General features: G+C 60.2%; 16 protein-coding genes. 1 reads left to right on the forward strand and 15 read right to left on the reverse strand.

Features of this window, described 5'->3' with window-relative positions:
- Positions 1-38 precede the first annotated feature (38 nt).
- The 8 genes from ACRZ91_RS07585 to ACRZ91_RS07620 all read right to left on the reverse strand — a co-directional run bounded on the left by ACRZ91_RS07585 (position 39) and on the right by ACRZ91_RS07620 (position 6745).
- On the reverse strand, positions 39-221 hold the full coding sequence (locus ACRZ91_RS07585) for a DNA gyrase inhibitor YacG (RefSeq protein ID WP_480903874.1): 183 nt from the start codon (positions 219-221) through the stop codon (positions 39-41).
- Positions 218-1240 (reverse strand): ribonuclease E/G, encoded by a 1023-nt coding sequence (locus tag ACRZ91_RS07590; RefSeq protein WP_480903877.1) that lies wholly within the window; start codon positions 1238-1240, stop codon positions 218-220. The genes ACRZ91_RS07585 and ACRZ91_RS07590 overlap by 4 nt, the downstream gene beginning before the upstream one ends.
- Positions 1237-1815, reverse strand: a complete 579-nt coding sequence (locus tag ACRZ91_RS07595; RefSeq protein WP_480903880.1) for a Maf family protein — start codon at positions 1813-1815, stop codon at positions 1237-1239. Before ACRZ91_RS07595 ends, ACRZ91_RS07590 begins: the two co-directional genes overlap by 4 nt.
- Before the next feature lie 10 nt (positions 1816-1825).
- A complete protein-coding gene (gene infA / locus ACRZ91_RS07600; protein WP_005978431.1) occupies positions 1826-2044 on the reverse strand; it encodes a translation initiation factor IF-1 in 219 nt (72 codons plus the stop codon).
- A 90-nt stretch (positions 2045-2134) separates the two neighbouring features.
- On the reverse strand, positions 2135-3010 hold the full coding sequence (locus ACRZ91_RS07605) for a carbon-nitrogen hydrolase family protein (RefSeq protein ID WP_480903883.1): 876 nt from the start codon (positions 3008-3010) through the stop codon (positions 2135-2137).
- A gap of 292 nt (positions 3011-3302) precedes the next feature.
- Complete coding sequence (locus tag ACRZ91_RS07610; protein ID WP_170542909.1) at positions 3303-3647, reverse strand: DUF427 domain-containing protein; 345 nt, start codon at positions 3645-3647, stop codon at positions 3303-3305.
- 63 nt (positions 3648-3710) lie between these two features.
- Positions 3711-5501: an aminopeptidase P family protein gene (locus tag ACRZ91_RS07615; RefSeq protein ID WP_480903887.1), complete on the reverse strand. Its 1791-nt coding sequence runs from the start codon at positions 5499-5501 to the stop codon at positions 3711-3713.
- 71 nt (positions 5502-5572) lie between these two features.
- Complete coding sequence (locus tag ACRZ91_RS07620) at positions 5573-6745, reverse strand: alpha/beta hydrolase (RefSeq protein WP_480903890.1); 1173 nt, start codon at positions 6743-6745, stop codon at positions 5573-5575.
- A gap of 139 nt (positions 6746-6884) precedes the next feature.
- On the opposite strand from ACRZ91_RS07620, the gene ACRZ91_RS07625 reads away from it, so the two are divergent.
- Positions 6885-7046, forward strand: coding sequence for a hypothetical protein (locus ACRZ91_RS07625; protein ID WP_480652098.1), 162 nt, complete (start codon positions 6885-6887; stop codon positions 7044-7046).
- Here ACRZ91_RS07625 and cobT read toward each other — a convergent pair.
- The 7 genes from cobT to ACRZ91_RS07660 all read right to left on the reverse strand — a co-directional run bounded on the left by cobT (position 7043) and on the right by ACRZ91_RS07660 (position 17249).
- Positions 7043-8920: a cobaltochelatase subunit CobT gene (gene cobT / locus ACRZ91_RS07630; RefSeq protein WP_480903893.1), complete on the reverse strand. Its 1878-nt coding sequence runs from the start codon at positions 8918-8920 to the stop codon at positions 7043-7045. The two genes, ACRZ91_RS07625 and cobT, sit on opposite strands and share 4 nt — an antisense overlap.
- On the reverse strand, positions 8917-9618 hold the full coding sequence (locus tag ACRZ91_RS07635; RefSeq protein WP_480903895.1) for an aspartate/glutamate racemase family protein: 702 nt from the start codon (positions 9616-9618) through the stop codon (positions 8917-8919). The genes cobT and ACRZ91_RS07635 overlap by 4 nt, the downstream gene beginning before the upstream one ends.
- Positions 9619-9631: 13 nt before the next feature.
- Positions 9632-10618, reverse strand: a complete 987-nt coding sequence (cobS, locus tag ACRZ91_RS07640; protein ID WP_480903898.1) for a cobaltochelatase subunit CobS — start codon at positions 10616-10618, stop codon at positions 9632-9634.
- Between the two features lie 145 nt (positions 10619-10763).
- On the reverse strand, positions 10764-14111 hold the full coding sequence (locus ACRZ91_RS07645; protein WP_480903901.1) for an error-prone DNA polymerase: 3348 nt from the start codon (positions 14109-14111) through the stop codon (positions 10764-10766).
- The gene (locus ACRZ91_RS07650) at positions 14108-15583 is read right to left on the reverse strand and encodes a Y-family DNA polymerase (RefSeq protein ID WP_480903904.1); all 1476 of its coding nucleotides are present in this window, start codon (positions 15581-15583) and stop codon (positions 14108-14110) included. The genes ACRZ91_RS07645 and ACRZ91_RS07650 overlap by 4 nt, the downstream gene beginning before the upstream one ends.
- A gap of 101 nt (positions 15584-15684) precedes the next feature.
- On the reverse strand, positions 15685-16416 hold the full coding sequence (locus ACRZ91_RS07655; protein WP_170542924.1) for an amino acid ABC transporter ATP-binding protein: 732 nt from the start codon (positions 16414-16416) through the stop codon (positions 15685-15687).
- Complete coding sequence (locus ACRZ91_RS07660; protein WP_010437538.1) at positions 16416-17249, reverse strand: amino acid ABC transporter permease; 834 nt, start codon at positions 17247-17249, stop codon at positions 16416-16418. The genes ACRZ91_RS07655 and ACRZ91_RS07660 overlap by 1 nt, the downstream gene beginning before the upstream one ends.

Here is a 17249-nt window from a genome sequence, read left to right on the forward strand (position 1 = left end):
TTGCCACAGGCAGTGTCCAGAGGCTTTTTGACATTTTTTCAATGCGGGCGTGGCGTGGGGCTTTCGGTTGGTTCCGAAGTCGTCTCGGCGTCTTCTTCACGTTGCGATGGCACCGCATAGAAGCCGTTCAGCCACTTTGCCAAATCGATATCCGCGCAGCGTTTCGAGCAGAATGGGCGAAAGGCTTGCAGCGTGTTTTCTCCGCAGATGGGGCAGCTCATTTCAGGATCTCCGTCAATGGGATACGACCACGTTTGCGCTGAAGTTCGAAATGTCCCAGGGGTGTCCAACCGGCCATGATTGTCTCGTCAGGATCGGACTTGAATGCCGACCGTAAGGCAGATTCGAAACCTCTCCGGTCTTTCTTGGGCATCGGTGCGAGGTCCAGCGTGATTTGACCTCCCAGCCCGCGCACGCGCAGGGCGCGCGGCAGGGTTTTGGCGCAGGCGAAGTTAGCCTTGGTCCCAGCAGCCAGAGACGTGTCGGGACCGGTGTTCACATCTACAGCGACCAAGGCGCGGGTCGGTTGGATATAGAGGTGTCCCCCACCGGGCAGCGCTTCGGAAATCCCCAGTGCGGTGTCAAGCGCGTCCAGCACGCCATGGTCTTCGAAACCACCAGATGCGGTCACGATCTCAGCCGGATCCGTCCAATCGCGCCAAGCCAGGATATGTGGGCCATCGCCCTCACTGAGCAATTCGGGTTCTGTGCCTGAGTCACTTAGCACCTGCTCGGCCAGCGCAAGCATGGCCGAGATATCCTCAGCGATCTCACCTGGCTCGGCTCCTTGGCAGCATGAGCGTAAGATCAGGCCGTGCGGGCTGTCGCCCATCTGTTCATGAGCGATTTCAAGCAGTTGGTCGCGTACATCTTCATCCCGGATACGGCGCGAGATGTTCAAGCCGGGAGTGTCGGGTGTCACGATTGCATAGCGGCTTTTGAACAGGATGCGGTTTGTGACGGGGATGGCTTTGCCGGGCTCGGCATACCCAGTCACCTGCACCAAAAGCAGCGCGCCGGGGACCAACCCTTTGACCTGTCTCAGAAACATCGGGCCATCGGGGGTGGTCAGAAACATGCCGCCCTGACCTTTGACCGGGCGATCCGCACGGGCACGGTAGATCGTGCCGGGTGCCGGGGCATCTGCGGCGATAAGGAAATCGTCGAGGATGCCATCTACCATCAGGGCTGCAGCTTCGTGTCCCTGAATGTGATCCAGAATGATGGTACGGCCCTTCATGATGCCTCGCGATATAGCGGATAGCCGATGCCTTGCAGCAGTGCGGCAGTTTCGGACAAGGGCAGGCCGACGATACCGGTGAACGAGCCTGAAATCCATGGGATGAAAGCACCAGCAGGGCCCTGAATAGCATAGGCTCCGGCCTTACCCTCCCAGTCATCCGTCGCAAGATAGGCATTGATTTCGGTATCTGACAGCCGCTTCACCCTGACCTGAGAAACCACGTCGCGCTGGAGAATTTTGTCGCCGCGCCGCACCGCGACCGAGGTGATCACCCGATGGCGTCGGCCGGACAGGGCGTGCAGAAATTCTGCAGCCTGTCCCGCATCTTCGGGTTTGCCAAGAATGCGGCGGCCCAGTGCGACCGTTGTGTCGGCGCATAGGGTGATATCATCACTATCTGCCTGAACAGCCTGAACTTTTTGCCGCGTGATGCGGCTGCAATAGGGGGCTGGCAGTTCGCCTTTCAGCGGCGTTTCATCGATATCCGGCGCACGGATCGCATCGGGCTGAACGCCAAGCTGCGCCAGCAGGTCCAGCCGCCTTGGGCTGCCCGATCCGAGGATAAACGCCATGTGCTAGGCGTTACTTGAAGCGATAATTGATCCGACCCTTGGTCAGATCATAAGGGGTCATCTCGACCTGAACTTTGTCGCCGGCCAGAACACGGATGCGGTTCTTGCGCATCTTGCCTGCCGTATGTGCGATGATCTCATGGCCGTTTTCCAGCTCGACCCGAAACGTCGCATTAGGCAGGAGTTCCTTCACGACACCGGGAAATTCGAGCGTATCTTCCTTGGCCATGTTGTCTCCATCATTACGTTGCACCTGCAGAATCTGCAGTTCGTGCGCTTAAATGAGCCTATTTCGGCCTTATTTCAAGGGCGAAGTCACCTAAAGAGGCGATATTGTGACTGAATCGACTCGGGCATCTTGTTCGGCCCAATGGGTGCGGTTCAACACGCGCCCGTCTGCACGGACGTTTGCGATTGCGGACCGGTCGACCTCGGCATAGGTCCAGCCGGCTGAATTCAGAGTGCCTTCGGCAAGCACACCCGTCGGCGGGAACCCGATATCGGGCGGGCCAAACACGCCGCCCATACCGGTATTCATGTCTACCGCTTCAGACCATTCATTGCCGCCAACCAATGATGACATTACCGTAACGCATTGATTTTCAAGAGCGCGGGACATGGCGCCAATCCGCACGCGCCAATAACCGGACAGGGCTTCGGTACAGGATGGAACGAGGATCAGATCGGCCTCGCTCAGCGCGCGACCCAAGAGCGGGAACTCACTGTCATAACAGATGAGAACGCCGATTTTACCCAAAGCGGTATCGAACAGTTTCAACGGACCACCTGGGGCGATGTCCCAGACCTCACGCTCAAACCGTGTCATGATCTGCTTGTCCTGATGGTCGCGGCGACCATCAGGAGCGTAGAGTACTGCGCGGTTCACTGGACGGCCTGATCCGTCGATCACCGGGGCTGACGCACCCAGAATGTATGCATTGTACGTCATCGCCAGGCGGGAATGTATGTCTTGTACATCTTCCATCCGGTCGGAAACGGCGTGGATAGAACGTTCAAGATTACCTGCCACCTTGGGACCATCGAGTGTCGACAACTCCATCGCACCATACTCGGGGAACACGAGAAGATTGGAACCATGACTTACGGCTTCGGAAATCCACGCCTCAACTTTGTCTTCATATTGCGCCCAACTGTCGAGCCAATTCAGGTTGTAAGCAGCAGTTGCGATTTTCATTCATTTTCCCCGTTTCGCAGCGTGTCGGATCTCTGGGCCGCAAATTACGGCGGACCAATACAAGCATTATGTTGCTCGTTACGGATCATCAAACCTCAGGAGCCTCGAGGCCAGACCCGGACCAAAGCATTCCCTACTAGATCGTAGAACCGGCCGCCAACATTCCACGAGCAGGAATATCGATGCTCTGGCTATCTTCGAGTACGCCCGATCTTGGCACCAAGATGGAGTGGACAGTCAGCTTTGGTGGGCATCGAACACATCAATTGTAAAGCAGAGGCAAATTTTGAACCTAAATTCGTTCAACTTTGACCGAGTCTTCGGGATAAAACGCCAGATGGTTCTTAATTTCGGCGATGGTATCGAGTGGGTTCTCATAGCTCCACGCCGCGTTTTTAGTGACCGATGATTTGTTCACGATCGAGAAATGCGTGGCCTCCCCCTTGCCTTCGCATTGGGTAACTTTGTCGGTGCGATCCAGAAAAGCCATAGCGATATCCGTGCGCGGAAAATAGATGACCGGGTCTTTATCACCCTCAAGCAATTCCAGCGCAGCTGTGGTTTCACCTAGAATTGCGCCGCCTGAACGCACGCTCCATTTACCCGGCGCTTTGCGAATTGTGATGGTGTCTGTCATTCCTGTTCCTTCCCTTATCGGTTCGGGGCTTCTCCTCTGCCCAAACTATGTAACATCCCGGTGTCAGACCGGCGCAGTTGCGGCATCCAACCACAGTTGAGCGGCGTCGCCCAGCCTTGGTCTGACTTTTTCTACGACTTCACTGTGATAGGTGTTCAGCCAGGCGCGTTCTTCACGAGTCAGCATGTCGAACAGGATCAGACGCCGGTCGATCGGTACAAATGTCAGCGTCCGCCAGTTCAGCATGGCCCGTTCGTCATCGCCACTGGGCAGGGCGGGGGCATCCTCCACGACGACGAGGTTTTCCAGACGGATGCCAAAGGCGCCCTCGCGGTAATATCCCGGCTCGTTCGACAGGATCATTCCCGGCTCAAGCGGGACGTGGCTGACCCGTGACAGGCGTTGAGGGCCCTCGTGCACGCTGAGATAGGTGCCGACCCCATGTCCAACCCCGTGATTGAAATCCTGCCCGGCCAGCCACAGAGGCAGCCGTGCGACGCATTCGATATCGCGCCCGGCCAGGCCAACAGGCCAGCGCAGCATCGACATGGCGATCATGCCTTTGAGGACGCGGGTGAAGCATGCTTTTTCCTCATCCCCGACATCGCCGATCGCAATCGTACGGGTGATATCGGTGGTGCCGTCCAGATATTGCCCACCGCTGTCCAGCACCAGCAGGTGACCGTTTTCCAACCGACTGTCTGTTTCTTCAGTCACCCGGTAATGCATGATGGCACCGTTTGGTCCAGTGCCCGCGATGGTGTCGAACGAGATATCCTGCAGGGCGTTATCGCGGCGGCGGCTTTCTTCCAGCTTGGTGACCACTTGGGTCTCGGTCAGGCTGCCCGGGGTCTGCGCGTCCAGCCAGCATAGCAGTTCCACCACTGCTGCAGCATCGCGCAGATGTGCCTCGGCGGTGCCAGCGATTTCGGCCGGATTCTTGCGGGCTTTGGGCAAGGCGCAGGGATCGCCACCGTTTACCAAACGGTCCTCCAAAGTATCCGCCACGATTTGCGGAACCGTATTTGGATCAACCTGCACCTTGCCTTCTAGCGCCTCGACTGCCGTCAGGAATGTGTCGGGCTCGTGCTGGGTAACCTTGTCGCCCAAATGATCCTTTATCTCGGCCAGCTTGCCAGCGGCCATGAACAGATCAACCCGGCCATCGCCGTGCAGGATGGCGAATCCATGAGCCACCGGATTGTACGCGATGTCCGAGCCGCGAATGTTCAGCAGCCACATGATCGAATCCGGCAGAGTGATCACTGCAGCCGCGCGATCCGCTGTTCTTAGCTCATCGGCGAGGCGATGGATCTTGCTCTCGGCGCTTTCGCCGGCAAATTCAATCGGATTCACACTAACCGGATTCATCGGAGGAGCAGGCTGATCCGCCCAAACACGGTCCACAAGATTGTCGCAGCGCACCAGTTCGATCCCGCTGCCTTCAAGATCTTTCTGTGCTGCAGAAATCTGCCCTGCCGCGTGGAGCCACGGATCAAATCCCACCTTGCCGCCATCTGGCAGTTGCTCTTTCAACCACGTGCTCAGGCTGACATCCGGCCACGGGACTGGTGTGTAATCTTCGGCGACCTGCGCCTTTACCTGTGTGCGATAGCGTCCATCGATGAAAACCCCGGCAATATCCGCGAGTGCCGCGCAGAACCCCGCAGACCCTGTGAAACCGGTAAGCCAGGCCAACCGTTCATCCCGAGTGGCCACATATTCCCCTTGATGGGCGTCTGCGCGGGGGACCAGAAAACCTTGCAAACCTTCGCGCGCCAATTCTTCGCGCAGGGCCGCCAGTCGCGGGGGGCCTTGTTCCGGGCGGGCGGTCACTTCGAAACTTTGGAACATGGGCGGCCTCTTCGGGTGGATTTGAATGCGGTGAAACCTGAGGGCTGCGCCAAAGAATGTCCAGCGCCAGATCAGCTATCCGAGGGCGCTCCAAGAAATTCGATGAGACTTTGTATGTAGATCTCGTAGGCGGGGTTTCCGGGCAGCGGAATCTGATTGGCGGTTTCAAGGATAACAAGCGAGGCATTTGGAATGCCTGCAGCCAGTTTGCGTGCCTCGGTCAGAGGGTGAACTTCGGTGTGGCGTCCGTGCAGGATCAGGGTTGGGCAAGTGATCTCGGACAGCAAATGCAGGGCGGATGTGCTGTTTCCGATGTCGCGATACAAAAGCTTTTGCTCACGCGAATAAAGCGCCTGCATCGCTTGCACCATGTGCCGAACATCATCGAGCGGACCGTCGGGAAAGTAACTGAGCGTTGAGCCCATCGCGTATCCACCGCCCGGTGTTTGCCAGCCTTCTGCAATGAGTGTTCGGATGGAATCGGGTTGTTTCGTATTGGCCCGGTGGTCTCGCCCTTCGGCCCAGCCGCCAGCGATCACCAGCTTATCAACTCGATCCGGATGCCGCGCTGCGAAATGCAGGGCTGGGAAGGTTCCCCCAAACTCGCCGATGATCGAGAAACGCTCGAACCCGGCGGCATTGGTCACGGCCAGAATTTCCTGGATCCTGAGGTCAAAGACGGCTTGATGGTCCGAGTTGGAGCTTACTCCGTGATCCTTGTTGTAGCGCAGCAGGTGGAATTGCTTGGCCATATCCATCAACCGGGTGCGTTCAGAAGACAAGCGCCATTCGGCTTCCAGATCATGAATGACCGAGCCGATGCGAAGAACGGGGTGACCACTGCCCGATAGCGAATAGGGGATTGGCCGGCCATCGCTGCCTTGGGCATAACGCAGTTTCTGGGTCGGGCTGTTCTCGTCCGAGTTTGAACCAGCGTCGCTTTTGACCACGGCTGTCATCTGCAATCCGCGTCGGACGATTGTTCGAATGATCCGTTGTGACTTGCCATCATCACCAACAGCCCGACGGGCCGCTGCAATGCGTGCACTGATCGTTGAATCCGAGACAAACCGGCCGTTCCAGACCCGATCGATGATCTCTTCTCGGACAACCAGTTTACCGGGGCTTTCAGCCAGCAATTCCAGCAGATCAAAGACCTGCGGTTCGACCCGCACGGCCTCGCCGCCCCGCAGCAATACGTGGCGGTCCACATCAAGAACACAGTCTGCAAACTCATATCGCATGGGCTGAATACACTCTGTTTCGGCGCAGGCCTCAAGTTTCAATGATTATCCCAAGGAATTCTCGGGGGTTTCTCAGGATCGCCTTCAAGCGGGCGCGCGGCATAGTGACCACATTGGAAGCAACAGACAGGAGATCAAGATGATGCTTCCCTTCGATACCGTGTTATTGCACCACCCGGCTGCCCGCCATCGGCCAAGCCTATCCCGCCCGCGCGCTGAACCCTCGGGCAGGGCAATATCCATGCCCAATTGGCTGGTAAATCTGGTGCTTCGCCTGACGGCGCAGGAGCGGCGGGCTTAGCTGGCCCGCTTCATCCCCATGACCCGCGCCCGTGCGCGGGGATCGCTGTCGAAGAGCGCTGCCAATTGCTCGGTCATGGCTCCGGCCAGTTGTTCTACATCGGTGATGGTCACGGCGCGGTCGTAATACCGCGTCACGTCGTGGCCGATGCCGATGGCCAGCAATTCGACCATCTTGCGTTTTTCGACCATGGCGATCACGTCGCGCAGGTGCTTTTCAAGATAGTTCGCCGGGTTCACGCTGAGCGTGGAATCATCGACCGGAGCGCCGTCCGAGATGACCATCAGGATCTTGCGGGCCTCGCGCCGCGCCAGCATCCGGCGATGGGCCCATTCCAGAGCTTCACCGTCGATGTTTTCCTTCAGCAGGCCTTCTTTCATCATCAGCCCCAGATTGGGCCGCGCACGCCGCCATGGGGCATCGGCACCTTTGTAGATGATGTGGCGCAGATCGTTCAGTCGCCCCGGTTGCTGTGGGCGGCCATCGTTCAGCCATGCCTCACGCGCCTGGCCGCCTTTCCACGCACGGGTGGTGAAGCCTAGAATTTCAACCTTCACGTTGCAACGCTCCAGCGTCCGCGCCAGAACATCGGCGCAGATGGCGGCGATCGAGATTGGACGCCCGCGCATCGAGCCCGAATTGTCCAGCAGCAGCGTCACCACGGTATCGCGGAACTCGGTATCTTTTTCGACTTTGAAGCTCAGCGGAGTGGTCGGGTTGGCCACGACACGCGCCAGACGTCCGGCATCCAGAATGCCTTCCTCGCGGTCGAACTCCCAAGACCGGTTCTGCTGTGCCTGCAAGCGGCGTTGCAACTTGTTGGCCAGACGGCTCACCGCGCCCTTCAGCGGTTCCAGTTGCTGGTCCAGATAGGCGCGCAACCGTTCCAGTTCGGCTGGTTCTGCCAAATCTTCAGCCGCGATTTCTTCATCATGGGTGTTCAGATAGACCTTGTAGTCCGGATCCGCCTCGGACGCAGGCGGCGGGGCAGGGGGCTCCAAAGGGGCCTCACCCTCAGGCATTTCAGCCTCATCGCCCATCTCATCTTCGGCCATCTCGTCCATCGAGACCTGGGCCTGAGACTGATCTTGCTGTTCTTCCTGAGTTTGCTCAGGCGTCGCGTCGGCGTCCTGTTCGTCCTGATCGTCCTGACCGGTGCTATCGGGATCGGGCTGTTCTTCGGCGTCTTCTTCGGCCTGATCTTCCTGCTCGTCGTCCAGCTCATCAGGGTCTTCGCCCAGCTGGTCGCCATATCCCAGATCCTTGATCATCTGGCGGGCGAACTTGGCGAACTCGGCCTGATCCGAGAGGATTTCGTCAAGGTTCTCCAGCGTCCCGCCGGCTTGCTCTTCGATGAAGCCGCGCCATAGGTTCATGACATTCTCGGCGGCAGGCGGCATGTCGCGCCCGGTGGCCAGATGCCGGATCAGATAGCCCGCCGCCACAGCCAATGGCGCATCCGCGGGCTGCTTGCACTGGTCATAGCCACGCCGGATCGCCTCATGCCCGATCTTAACGTCGATATTCGATGCGGTACCGGGCATATCGCGCGCGCCCATCGCTTCGCAGCGGGCGGTCTCCATCGCCTCATAGAGATCACGCGCCATATCGCCCGGAGGCGCATAACGCGCATGGGTCGCGTCGTCGTGGTACTTACGCTGCAATGCCAGAGCATCTGCCGTGCCGCGCGCCAACAGAACCTCTTCGCGCGTCATCCGGCGCGACACCTGCGGCAACCGCATCGCCTCGCCCGATAGGCCAGAGGGGTCGACCGTGTAACTTACCGACAATTCGGGGTCATCGGCCATGACTTTAGTGGCTTCGGCCAGCGCCTTCTTGAACGGATCAGCAGGGTTGTCGTTTGGTTTACTCATCTGTCCGCCCCTGCTTCTTCAAGCGTCATTTCATCACTTGCCAGACGCGCCAGCATATCCACATGCACATCCAGCGCATCAACAACTCTATAGCCGGGATCTCGCCCGTCAAAGGCGAGGTTCAGATCTGTCCCGGCCAAAACGATGGCATCGGCATTCAAATCATCCACCATACGGCGACCTGCGTCCAGAAACAGCGCGCGATCCTGATCGGAGCAAACCCCGGCAACGGCTATATCCTGATAGGTTTGTCCCAGCACTTCGATCTCATCTTCCAACACAACCGCCCGGGTCTGCCCAAGCTGACCATAAAGTTTGGTCTGCATCACAACACGCGTTCCCAGCAGCCCAACAGTGCCAAACCCCTGCGAGGCGAAATGCGCATCCAGAGGCTTTAAAGCCGAAACAAGGGGCAACGAAGACAATGGCACGGTTTCATCATAGCAGAAATGCCCACCCAGCGACGTGATTGCTGCACAATCCGCACCTGCCGCCTTCAGGCGATCAATGAGCCCTGCGTAGACCTGCGCCTGTGCATCCCGTTCGTCCGCCAGATTGTTGCGGATCAATTCCTGCACATCCGCATGCACGATGGTCAGTTCCATCGGCTTTCCACGCGTCGCCATCGCCGCACTCAGCCGCTGATAATAAACCACCGTTGCAGCAACACCGATCCCGCCAATCAATCCGATATGCATGGCGGCCCCCCTGTCACCCCAGGCTGGCGCTCGCCGCGCTTTCCGGCAGTTCCTCGTCAAAGCAGCGTTGATAGAACTCGGCAACCGTCTGGCGCTCTAGCTCATCGCATTTGTTCAGGAATGACAGGCGGAAGGCGTAGCCAACATCGCGGAAAATCTCGGCGTTTTGCGCCCAGTTGATCACGGTCCGCGGGCTCATGACGGTGGACAGATCGCCGTTCATGAAGGCAGTCCGGGTCAGGTCGGCGACGGTGACCATCTGGCTGACGGTCTTGCGGCCTTCGGCAGTGTTGTAATGCGGCGCTTTCGACAGCACGATCATCGTTTCCGCGTCGTGGCTGAGGTAGTTCAGCGTCGAGACCAGCGACCAGCGGTCCATCTGCGCCTGGTTGATCTGCTGTGTACCGTGATAGAGGCCGGTGGTGTCGCCCAAGCCCACGGTGTTTGCGGTCGCAAACAGGCGGAAATTCGGGTTCGGCGTGATGATTTCGTTCTGGTCCAGCAGAGTCAGCTTGCCGTCATGCTCGAGCACGCGTTGGATCACGAACATCACATCCGCACGGCCTGCATCGTATTCGTCGAACACGATGGCAACCGGGTTGCGCAGGGCCCAGGGCAGGATGCCTTCGTGGAACTCGGTGACCTGCTTGCCGTCGCGCAGCTTGATCGCATCCTTACCGATCAGGTCGATCCGGCTGATATGGCTGTCGAGGTTTACACGAACGGCGGGCCAGTTCAGACGCGCGGCGACCTGTTCGATATGGGTCGACTTACCGGTGCCGTGATAGCCCTGAATCATCACCCGGCGGTTATGGGTAAAGCCGGCAAGAATCGCCAATGTGGTTTCGGGGTCGAACTTGTAGGTCGGGTCGATGACCGGCACGCGGTCGCTGCGCTCGGCAAAGCCTTTGACTGCCATATCGCTGTCAATGCCAAACACCTCGCGAACCGAAATGTCCTCGGTGGGTTTTGCGTTGATGTCGATCGATCCGTCAGCCATGCGCCTTGTCCTTATCCTTTGGCCCGTTCACCGGGTTTGAACCCGTGTGTGGTGCAACATATTACGGGCAAGGGCAAGGGAAAGAGGCGGTCGGATCACGTTAGCCGGATGTTTCTTTGAAACTGGCCTTATGGCGGTGCGGGTTCTAGTGAAAATCCCGGCTTGGAAACAGCCGTTTGGCCTGTTCACGCGGATGGCGGGCGCTTGGGCCGTTCTGCCGGGGGCGCGGGGTGTCATCAGCTTGCGGTTGGGTGATGCCGATGGCCTCGTCTAGAGGATGCCCAAGCTCGGACAGTTTGTGCGACATATCGGTGATCTCTTGCGCGATCAGATGCACGACGATCCCCTCGCGCTGCAGATACCCGCGGACCTGCAACAGGCGCCCTCCCATCACGATGCGGCGAAACCGTTCATAGACCTTGGGCCAGACAACCACATTGCTGACGCCGGTTTCATCCTCAAGCGTCAGAAAGATCACGCCCGAGGCGGTTCCCGGCCGTTGGCGTGTGATCACCAGCCCGCACACGCTGTAGCGGCCCAGCGGGATGTCCTGCAGCGTGGCATGGGGCACAAGGCCGGGGATGGACGGGCGCAACAGCTCCATCGGGTGTGAACGTAGGGTCAGGCGAGTCGAGACATAGTCTTCGACCACTTCCTCGCCCAGATGCATGACCGGCAGGTTCACCTGTGGCTCGTTGATGCTTTCGCCATCGATGGGGTCATTGAACAGCGGCAGAGCGGTTCGGCTGCGGATGGCTTTGACATGCCACAGGGCGTCGCGCCGGGTCAGGTCCATGCCGGAGAACGCATCCGCCTCGGCCAGACGCGTCAGAACATCGGGGCGCAGCCCGGCCCGCAACCACAGCGTTTCGGGGTCCGGATACCCATTACCCCGCGCGGCCACGATCCAATCCGCATCCTCCTGCTTGAACCCTTTGATCTGGCGAAAACCCAGCCGCAGGGCCAGCGCCCCGTCGGCGCGGCGTTCCAGCAGATTGTCCCAGGTCGAGGTGTTAACGCAGACCGGGCGGATCTCAACCCCGTGCTCGCGCGCGTCTCGCACGATCTGGGCGGGGGCATAAAACCCCATGGGCTGCGAGTTCAGCAACGCACAGGCAAAGATCGCCGGGTGGTGGCATTTCATCCAGGCCGAGACATAGGCCAGCATGGCAAAAGCCGCCGCGTGGCTTTCGGGAAAGCCGTAATCGGCAAAGCCTTCGATCTGGCCAAAGCAGCGGTCGGCGACCTCGGGCGTATAGCCATTGTTCAGCATCCCCGCGATGAACTTGTCACGATATGTGCCAATCGTCCCCATGCGCCGGAACGAGGCCAAGGAGCGGCGCAGATGGTCAGCCTCTTCCGCCGAAAAACCTGCGCCTACCACGGCGATTTGCAGGGCCTGTTCCTGAAACAGCGGCACGCCCAGCGTGCGCCGCGTCACCTCTTCCAAAGCGGGGCCGAAGGGTTCGGATTTTTCCAGCCCGTTGCGCCGCCGGATATAGGGCTGCACCATATCGCCCTGAATGGGGCCGGGGCGGACGATGGCAACCTCGATCACCAGATCGTAGAATTCGCGTGGCCTCATCCGGGGCAGGAAATTCATCTGCGCCCGGCTTTCGACCTGAAACACACCCACCGCATCAGCGGCGCAGAGCATGTCATAGGTCGCCGTATCCTCTTGCGGGACGGTGGCGATGCTGAGGGTTTCGCCGTCATGCTGCTGCATCAGGTCAAACGCCTTGCGGATGCAGCTGAGCATCCCCAGCCCCAATATATCCACCTTTAGAATGCCAAGCGCGTCGATGTCGTCCTTGTCCCACTCGATCACGGTGCGGTCTTCCATCGCGGCGTTTTCGATCGGGCAGAGCTCATCCAGCCGCCCTTTGGTGATGACAAACCCGCCCACATGCTGCGACAGATGGCGCGGGAAGCCGATGATCTCGCCAATCAGGCGAACCGTCTGCATCAGGCGCCGGTCTTTGAGGTCGAGACCCAGTTCCTGCAACCTCTCAGCATCAACGCCGCCATTGCTCATCCCCCAGATCTGGCCGGACAGGCCTGCGGTGACGTCCTGAGACAGCCCCATCACCTTGCCCACTTCGCGGATTGCCGCGCGGGATCGGAAATGGATGACCGTGGCACAGAGGCCCGCGCGGTGGCGGCCATATTTCTCGTAAATCCACTGGATCACCTCTTCGCGCCGCTCGTGTTCGAAATCCACGTCGATATCCGGCGGCTCGCCCCGGTATTTCGAGACAAAACGCTCGAACACCATGGCGATCATGTCGGGGCTGACATCGGTGATGCCCAGCAGATAACACAGGATCGAATTGGCGGCCGAGCCGCGCCCCTGACACAGAATGCCCTGCGAGCGGGCGAATTGCACAATGTCATGCACGGTCAGGAAATAGGCCGGGAAATCCAGATCGGCGACCAGGGCCAGTTCCTTTTTCATCAGGCTGATGGCCCTCTCAGACGGCCCATCGGGATAGCGTCGTTTCAGCCCCTCGCGGGCCAAACGTTCCAATCGCGCCAGCGGGGTTTCGGTACTGGCGATCTCGTCGGGGTATTCATAAGACAACTCAGTTAAGTCAAAGCTGCAGCGGTCGGCGATTTCCAGCGTGCGGCGCAGCGCGCCGGGGTGGTCCTGAAACAGCCGGGCCATATCCGCATAGCCTTTCAGCCGCCGTTCGGCATTGGGCAGGGCGCGGGTGCCGATCTGGTCAATCGTGATGTGCTCGCGCATACAGGTCAGCACATCGGCCAATTGGCGACGGTAGCCACGGTGCATCAGCACATCGCCCACCGCCACCATCGGGGCCGAGGCTCGCAGAGCTGCCTGCGCACAGGCCGCCAGATAGGCCCGGTCACTGCCGTCATAGCGCGGCACCGCCCCCAGAAACACCGCATTGGGGAATTGCCGCCGGACGGTCTGAATATCTGGGATGGCCTGTTTCAACCCTGCCTGAGGCAGCGCGATCAGGATCATCCCCTGACAGGCCCCCAGCATGTCCTTCAGGTCTAGATGACAGTCGCCTTTCTCGGCCCGTCGTTTGCCCAGCGTCAGCAGGCGGGTCAGTCGCTGATAGGCTGCGCGGTCGCGGGGCAGGGCCAGCCAGTGCACCGCGCTGTCGCGCAGAACCAGACGGCAGCCAACGATCAGCTTAGGCAGGGCGGGCACATCCGGTTTATCGATCGGCTGCACATGCCCGACCTCTTGCCGGGACGAGGAATCGAGCCGGTGTTGCGAGCGGATTTGAACCGCGCCTTCCGCCTCGCGCCGCAGCTCTTTCAATGCGCTCCAGCCCCGGACCACCCCGGCCAGAGAGTTCCGGTCGGTGATCGCGATGGCCTTCAGGCCCAGCTCTGCCGCGCGGGTCACCAGCTCTTCTGGGTGTGAGGCTCCGGTCAGGAAGGTGAAATTGGTGGTTACGCCCAGCTCGGCATAGCCGGGGTCCTGCGCGTGTGAGCTGGGCGGGTTCGGTTTGCTCATGCGAATTCCCCATGCACGAACCATCCCGGATTTTGCGGCGTGTAATACAGCCACAACCGTCGCCCCTGCCGGGTTTCAACCTGCCAGTAATCGCGCAAGCCCGTGCGCCAGTTCTCATCTTCCAGCCACCATTCAGGGCAGATGCGTTCGGGGCCGGTTGAGCGGCCTGTGGTCAGCGACATCCGCCGCCAGCGAAAGCAGCGCGGCGGGTGCGGGCCCGATCCGGTGATGGGTTCCGGCGGAAACAGCTGCAGGGGGCGCGGACGCAGGGCGACCCACCCGCCTGCAGGGTCGGAATAGGCGGCGGGCGAGATGATAAAGCTGCGTTCGGGGATATGGCTTTGCGCGGGCAGCAGGCGGTGGATTTGTTCCAGCCCGATGCGGGTGCCGATGCGGGTGATCAGGTCGTCCAACTGATCTTTGTCCCGGCTTGCGGCGCGGCTGATCTGGCGCACGGGCAGGGGTTCCACCAGCGTGGCCTCGAGCCGCAGCTGATCGACGCCAAAGCCTGCATCCACCTCGGCCAGCCCGCGTTCGAACAGGGGCAGGATGCGGTACGGGTCACGCAGAGGGCGGGCCAGCCGCAGCTCGACCTGCTGGTGGTCCTGATCCACCCGGCGCAAGGTCATGCACAGCTTGCGCGCGCCCATTTCCTGCGCTTTCAGCTTGTCGCAGAGCCGTTCCAGCAGCCGTTCCGCCCCGGCCATCATGTCGGACAGCAGCCCAATGGGCTCGGGCAGAGTCATGCGCACGCCGTAATGGGGCGGATTGGCCAGCGGTGTGATCTGTTCGGGTTGGTCCCCCAGTGCCTGATCCAGACGCATCAGCACCTCGGGGCCAAAGCGGCGTGTCAGTGGCGCGCGCGGGGTTTGCGCCAGCTCGCCAATCCGGCGCAGGCCTAGCCGTTGCAGCGCGACCGAGGTGTCCTCATCCAGCCGCAGCGCCGCCACCGGCAAGGTGCGGATCGCTTTTAGCGTATCCTGGATCGCGACCCCTTCGCCGTAATGCGCCAGGGCCCAGGCCGCGCCGCGTGTTGGGGCCAGACCGATCTGAACCGCCAGCCCGGCGCGGGCCAGACGCCTGCGCATGTCGGTCAGCATCATCTCTTCCCCGCCCGCAAGATGAGCCGATCCTGTGATGTCCAGAACCAACCCATCCTCACCCTCGAGCCCGACCCAGGGGCAATAGCGCGTGGCCCAGCGGCGCAGGGCGTGCAGAAACCGCTGATCCCCTTGCGGGTCGGCGGGGTGACTTTGCAGATCGGGGCAAAAGGCGCGGGCATCGGAATAGGGCATGCCGCTGTGCAGGCCTTGCCGCTGTGCCTGCGTGTTCAGGCAATACACCCGGTTTGCATTATTCTGTTTCAGCGTCAGAACAAACGGGCCATCGACCGGGCGCAGGCGCAAAGCCCGGTCGCTTGCCAGCCGGGGAAACCAGAGTGAAACGATGCGGCGCTGCATCCCGCCGAACATATAAACCCCCCAAATGTTCTACATTTGTTCTTATATGTTCTTGACCCTCAATGAGTCGAGTCCTTGAGGGCCAGATCGTCAGGGTTTCAGAGCCGGGGCGCTTACTTCAGCGCCCGCGCCAGAAAGGCCTGCGTGGTCTGGTGCGAAGGGTGGTCAAACACCGCCTCGGGCGGGCCTTCTTCAATGATCCGACCGCTGTCGAGGAAACAGATCTTGTCGGCGGCCTCGCGGGCAAAGCCCATTTCATGCGTGGCCATCACCATCGTCATGCCCTGTTTCTTCAGCATCAGCAGAACATCCAGCACCTCGCCCACCAGTTGCGGGTCGAGGGCCGATGTGATCTCATCAAACAGCATGACCTCGGGCTGCATGGCCAAGGCGCGCACGATGGCGACGCGCTGCTGCTGACCGCCCGACAGCTGGTCGGGATAGTTGTGCATCCGGTCGGCCAGCCCGAACCGGCTGAACAGCGTCTCGACCTCGGGCTGCAATTCGGCGCGCGTCAGCCCACGCACCCGGCGGGGGGCGAGCATGACATTTTCCAGCGCGGTCATATGCGGAAACAGGTTGAAGCTTTGAAAAACGATCCCGATGCGGGCGCGAACCGATTGCGGGTTCAGACCGGGGATCGAGATATCCTCGCCATCCAGAAAGATCGCACCGTCCTCGATGGGTTCCAGCAGGTTGATGCAGCGCAACAGGGTGGATTTTCCCGACCCGGACGCGCCGATCAGGCAGACCATCTGGCCCTCATCCACGGTCAGGTTGATCCCGTCACAGACTGTACGGTCGCCAAAGCGCTTGACCACGCCCTGAAGTTCCAGTTTTGGCATCAGCGCCTCTCTCGCATTTGGCGGGCCATCAGGTGATCGGCATAGCGGGTGGCCGGAATGGTGACGATCAGGAAGATAATCGCGGCCCCCACATAAGGGGTGAAATTCGCCAGCAGTGATTTGAACACCCCGGCCTGACGGAAGATTTCGACCGGACCGATGAAGCTGAGCAGCGAGACGTCCTTTTGCAGAGCAATCAGCATGTTCATCTGTGATGGCACCACGTTGCGGATGGCCTGCGGCAACACCACGTCGCGCATCACTTGCCGCTCTGACAGGCCCAGCGACAAAGCTGCGGCGCGCTGGCTGTGATGAACGCTGTCGATGCCGGAACGGAAGATTTCGGCCACATAGGCCGAATAGGTAAGGATCAGCGCCAGCGAGCCCCAGATGTAAGGCGAATTCCATGGACGCGGCAGGCCTAGCCCCGGAATACCGAAGCCGATCAGATAGACCGTCAGGATCACTGGCACGCCGCGGAAAATGTCGGTGAACGCCGCGCCAAAGATGCGCAGAGGAAACAGGGCGGGGGATTTGGCATCCCGCGCCAATGCGATCAGCAGCCCAAGCACCGCGATGGCCGGTGCGGACCACAAAAAGATCATCACGTTGATCCGAAACGCCTCAAGCAGTTTCGGGAAGGTTTTGACCAATGTCTCGCCGTTGAAAAAGCTCTGCTGAACCTTCGACCAGCCCGGCGCCAACGGCACCAGAAAGTAAATCGCGGCCACAACTGTGACCGTACTTATCGTGGCGATCACCAACGACCTGCGCCGTTGGTGCGCCTCGTACCGTTCGCGGCGGGTCATCCCCGCCGCCTTGTGATCTGCCAT

Source organism: Ruegeria sp. O11, assembly GCF_056535285.1.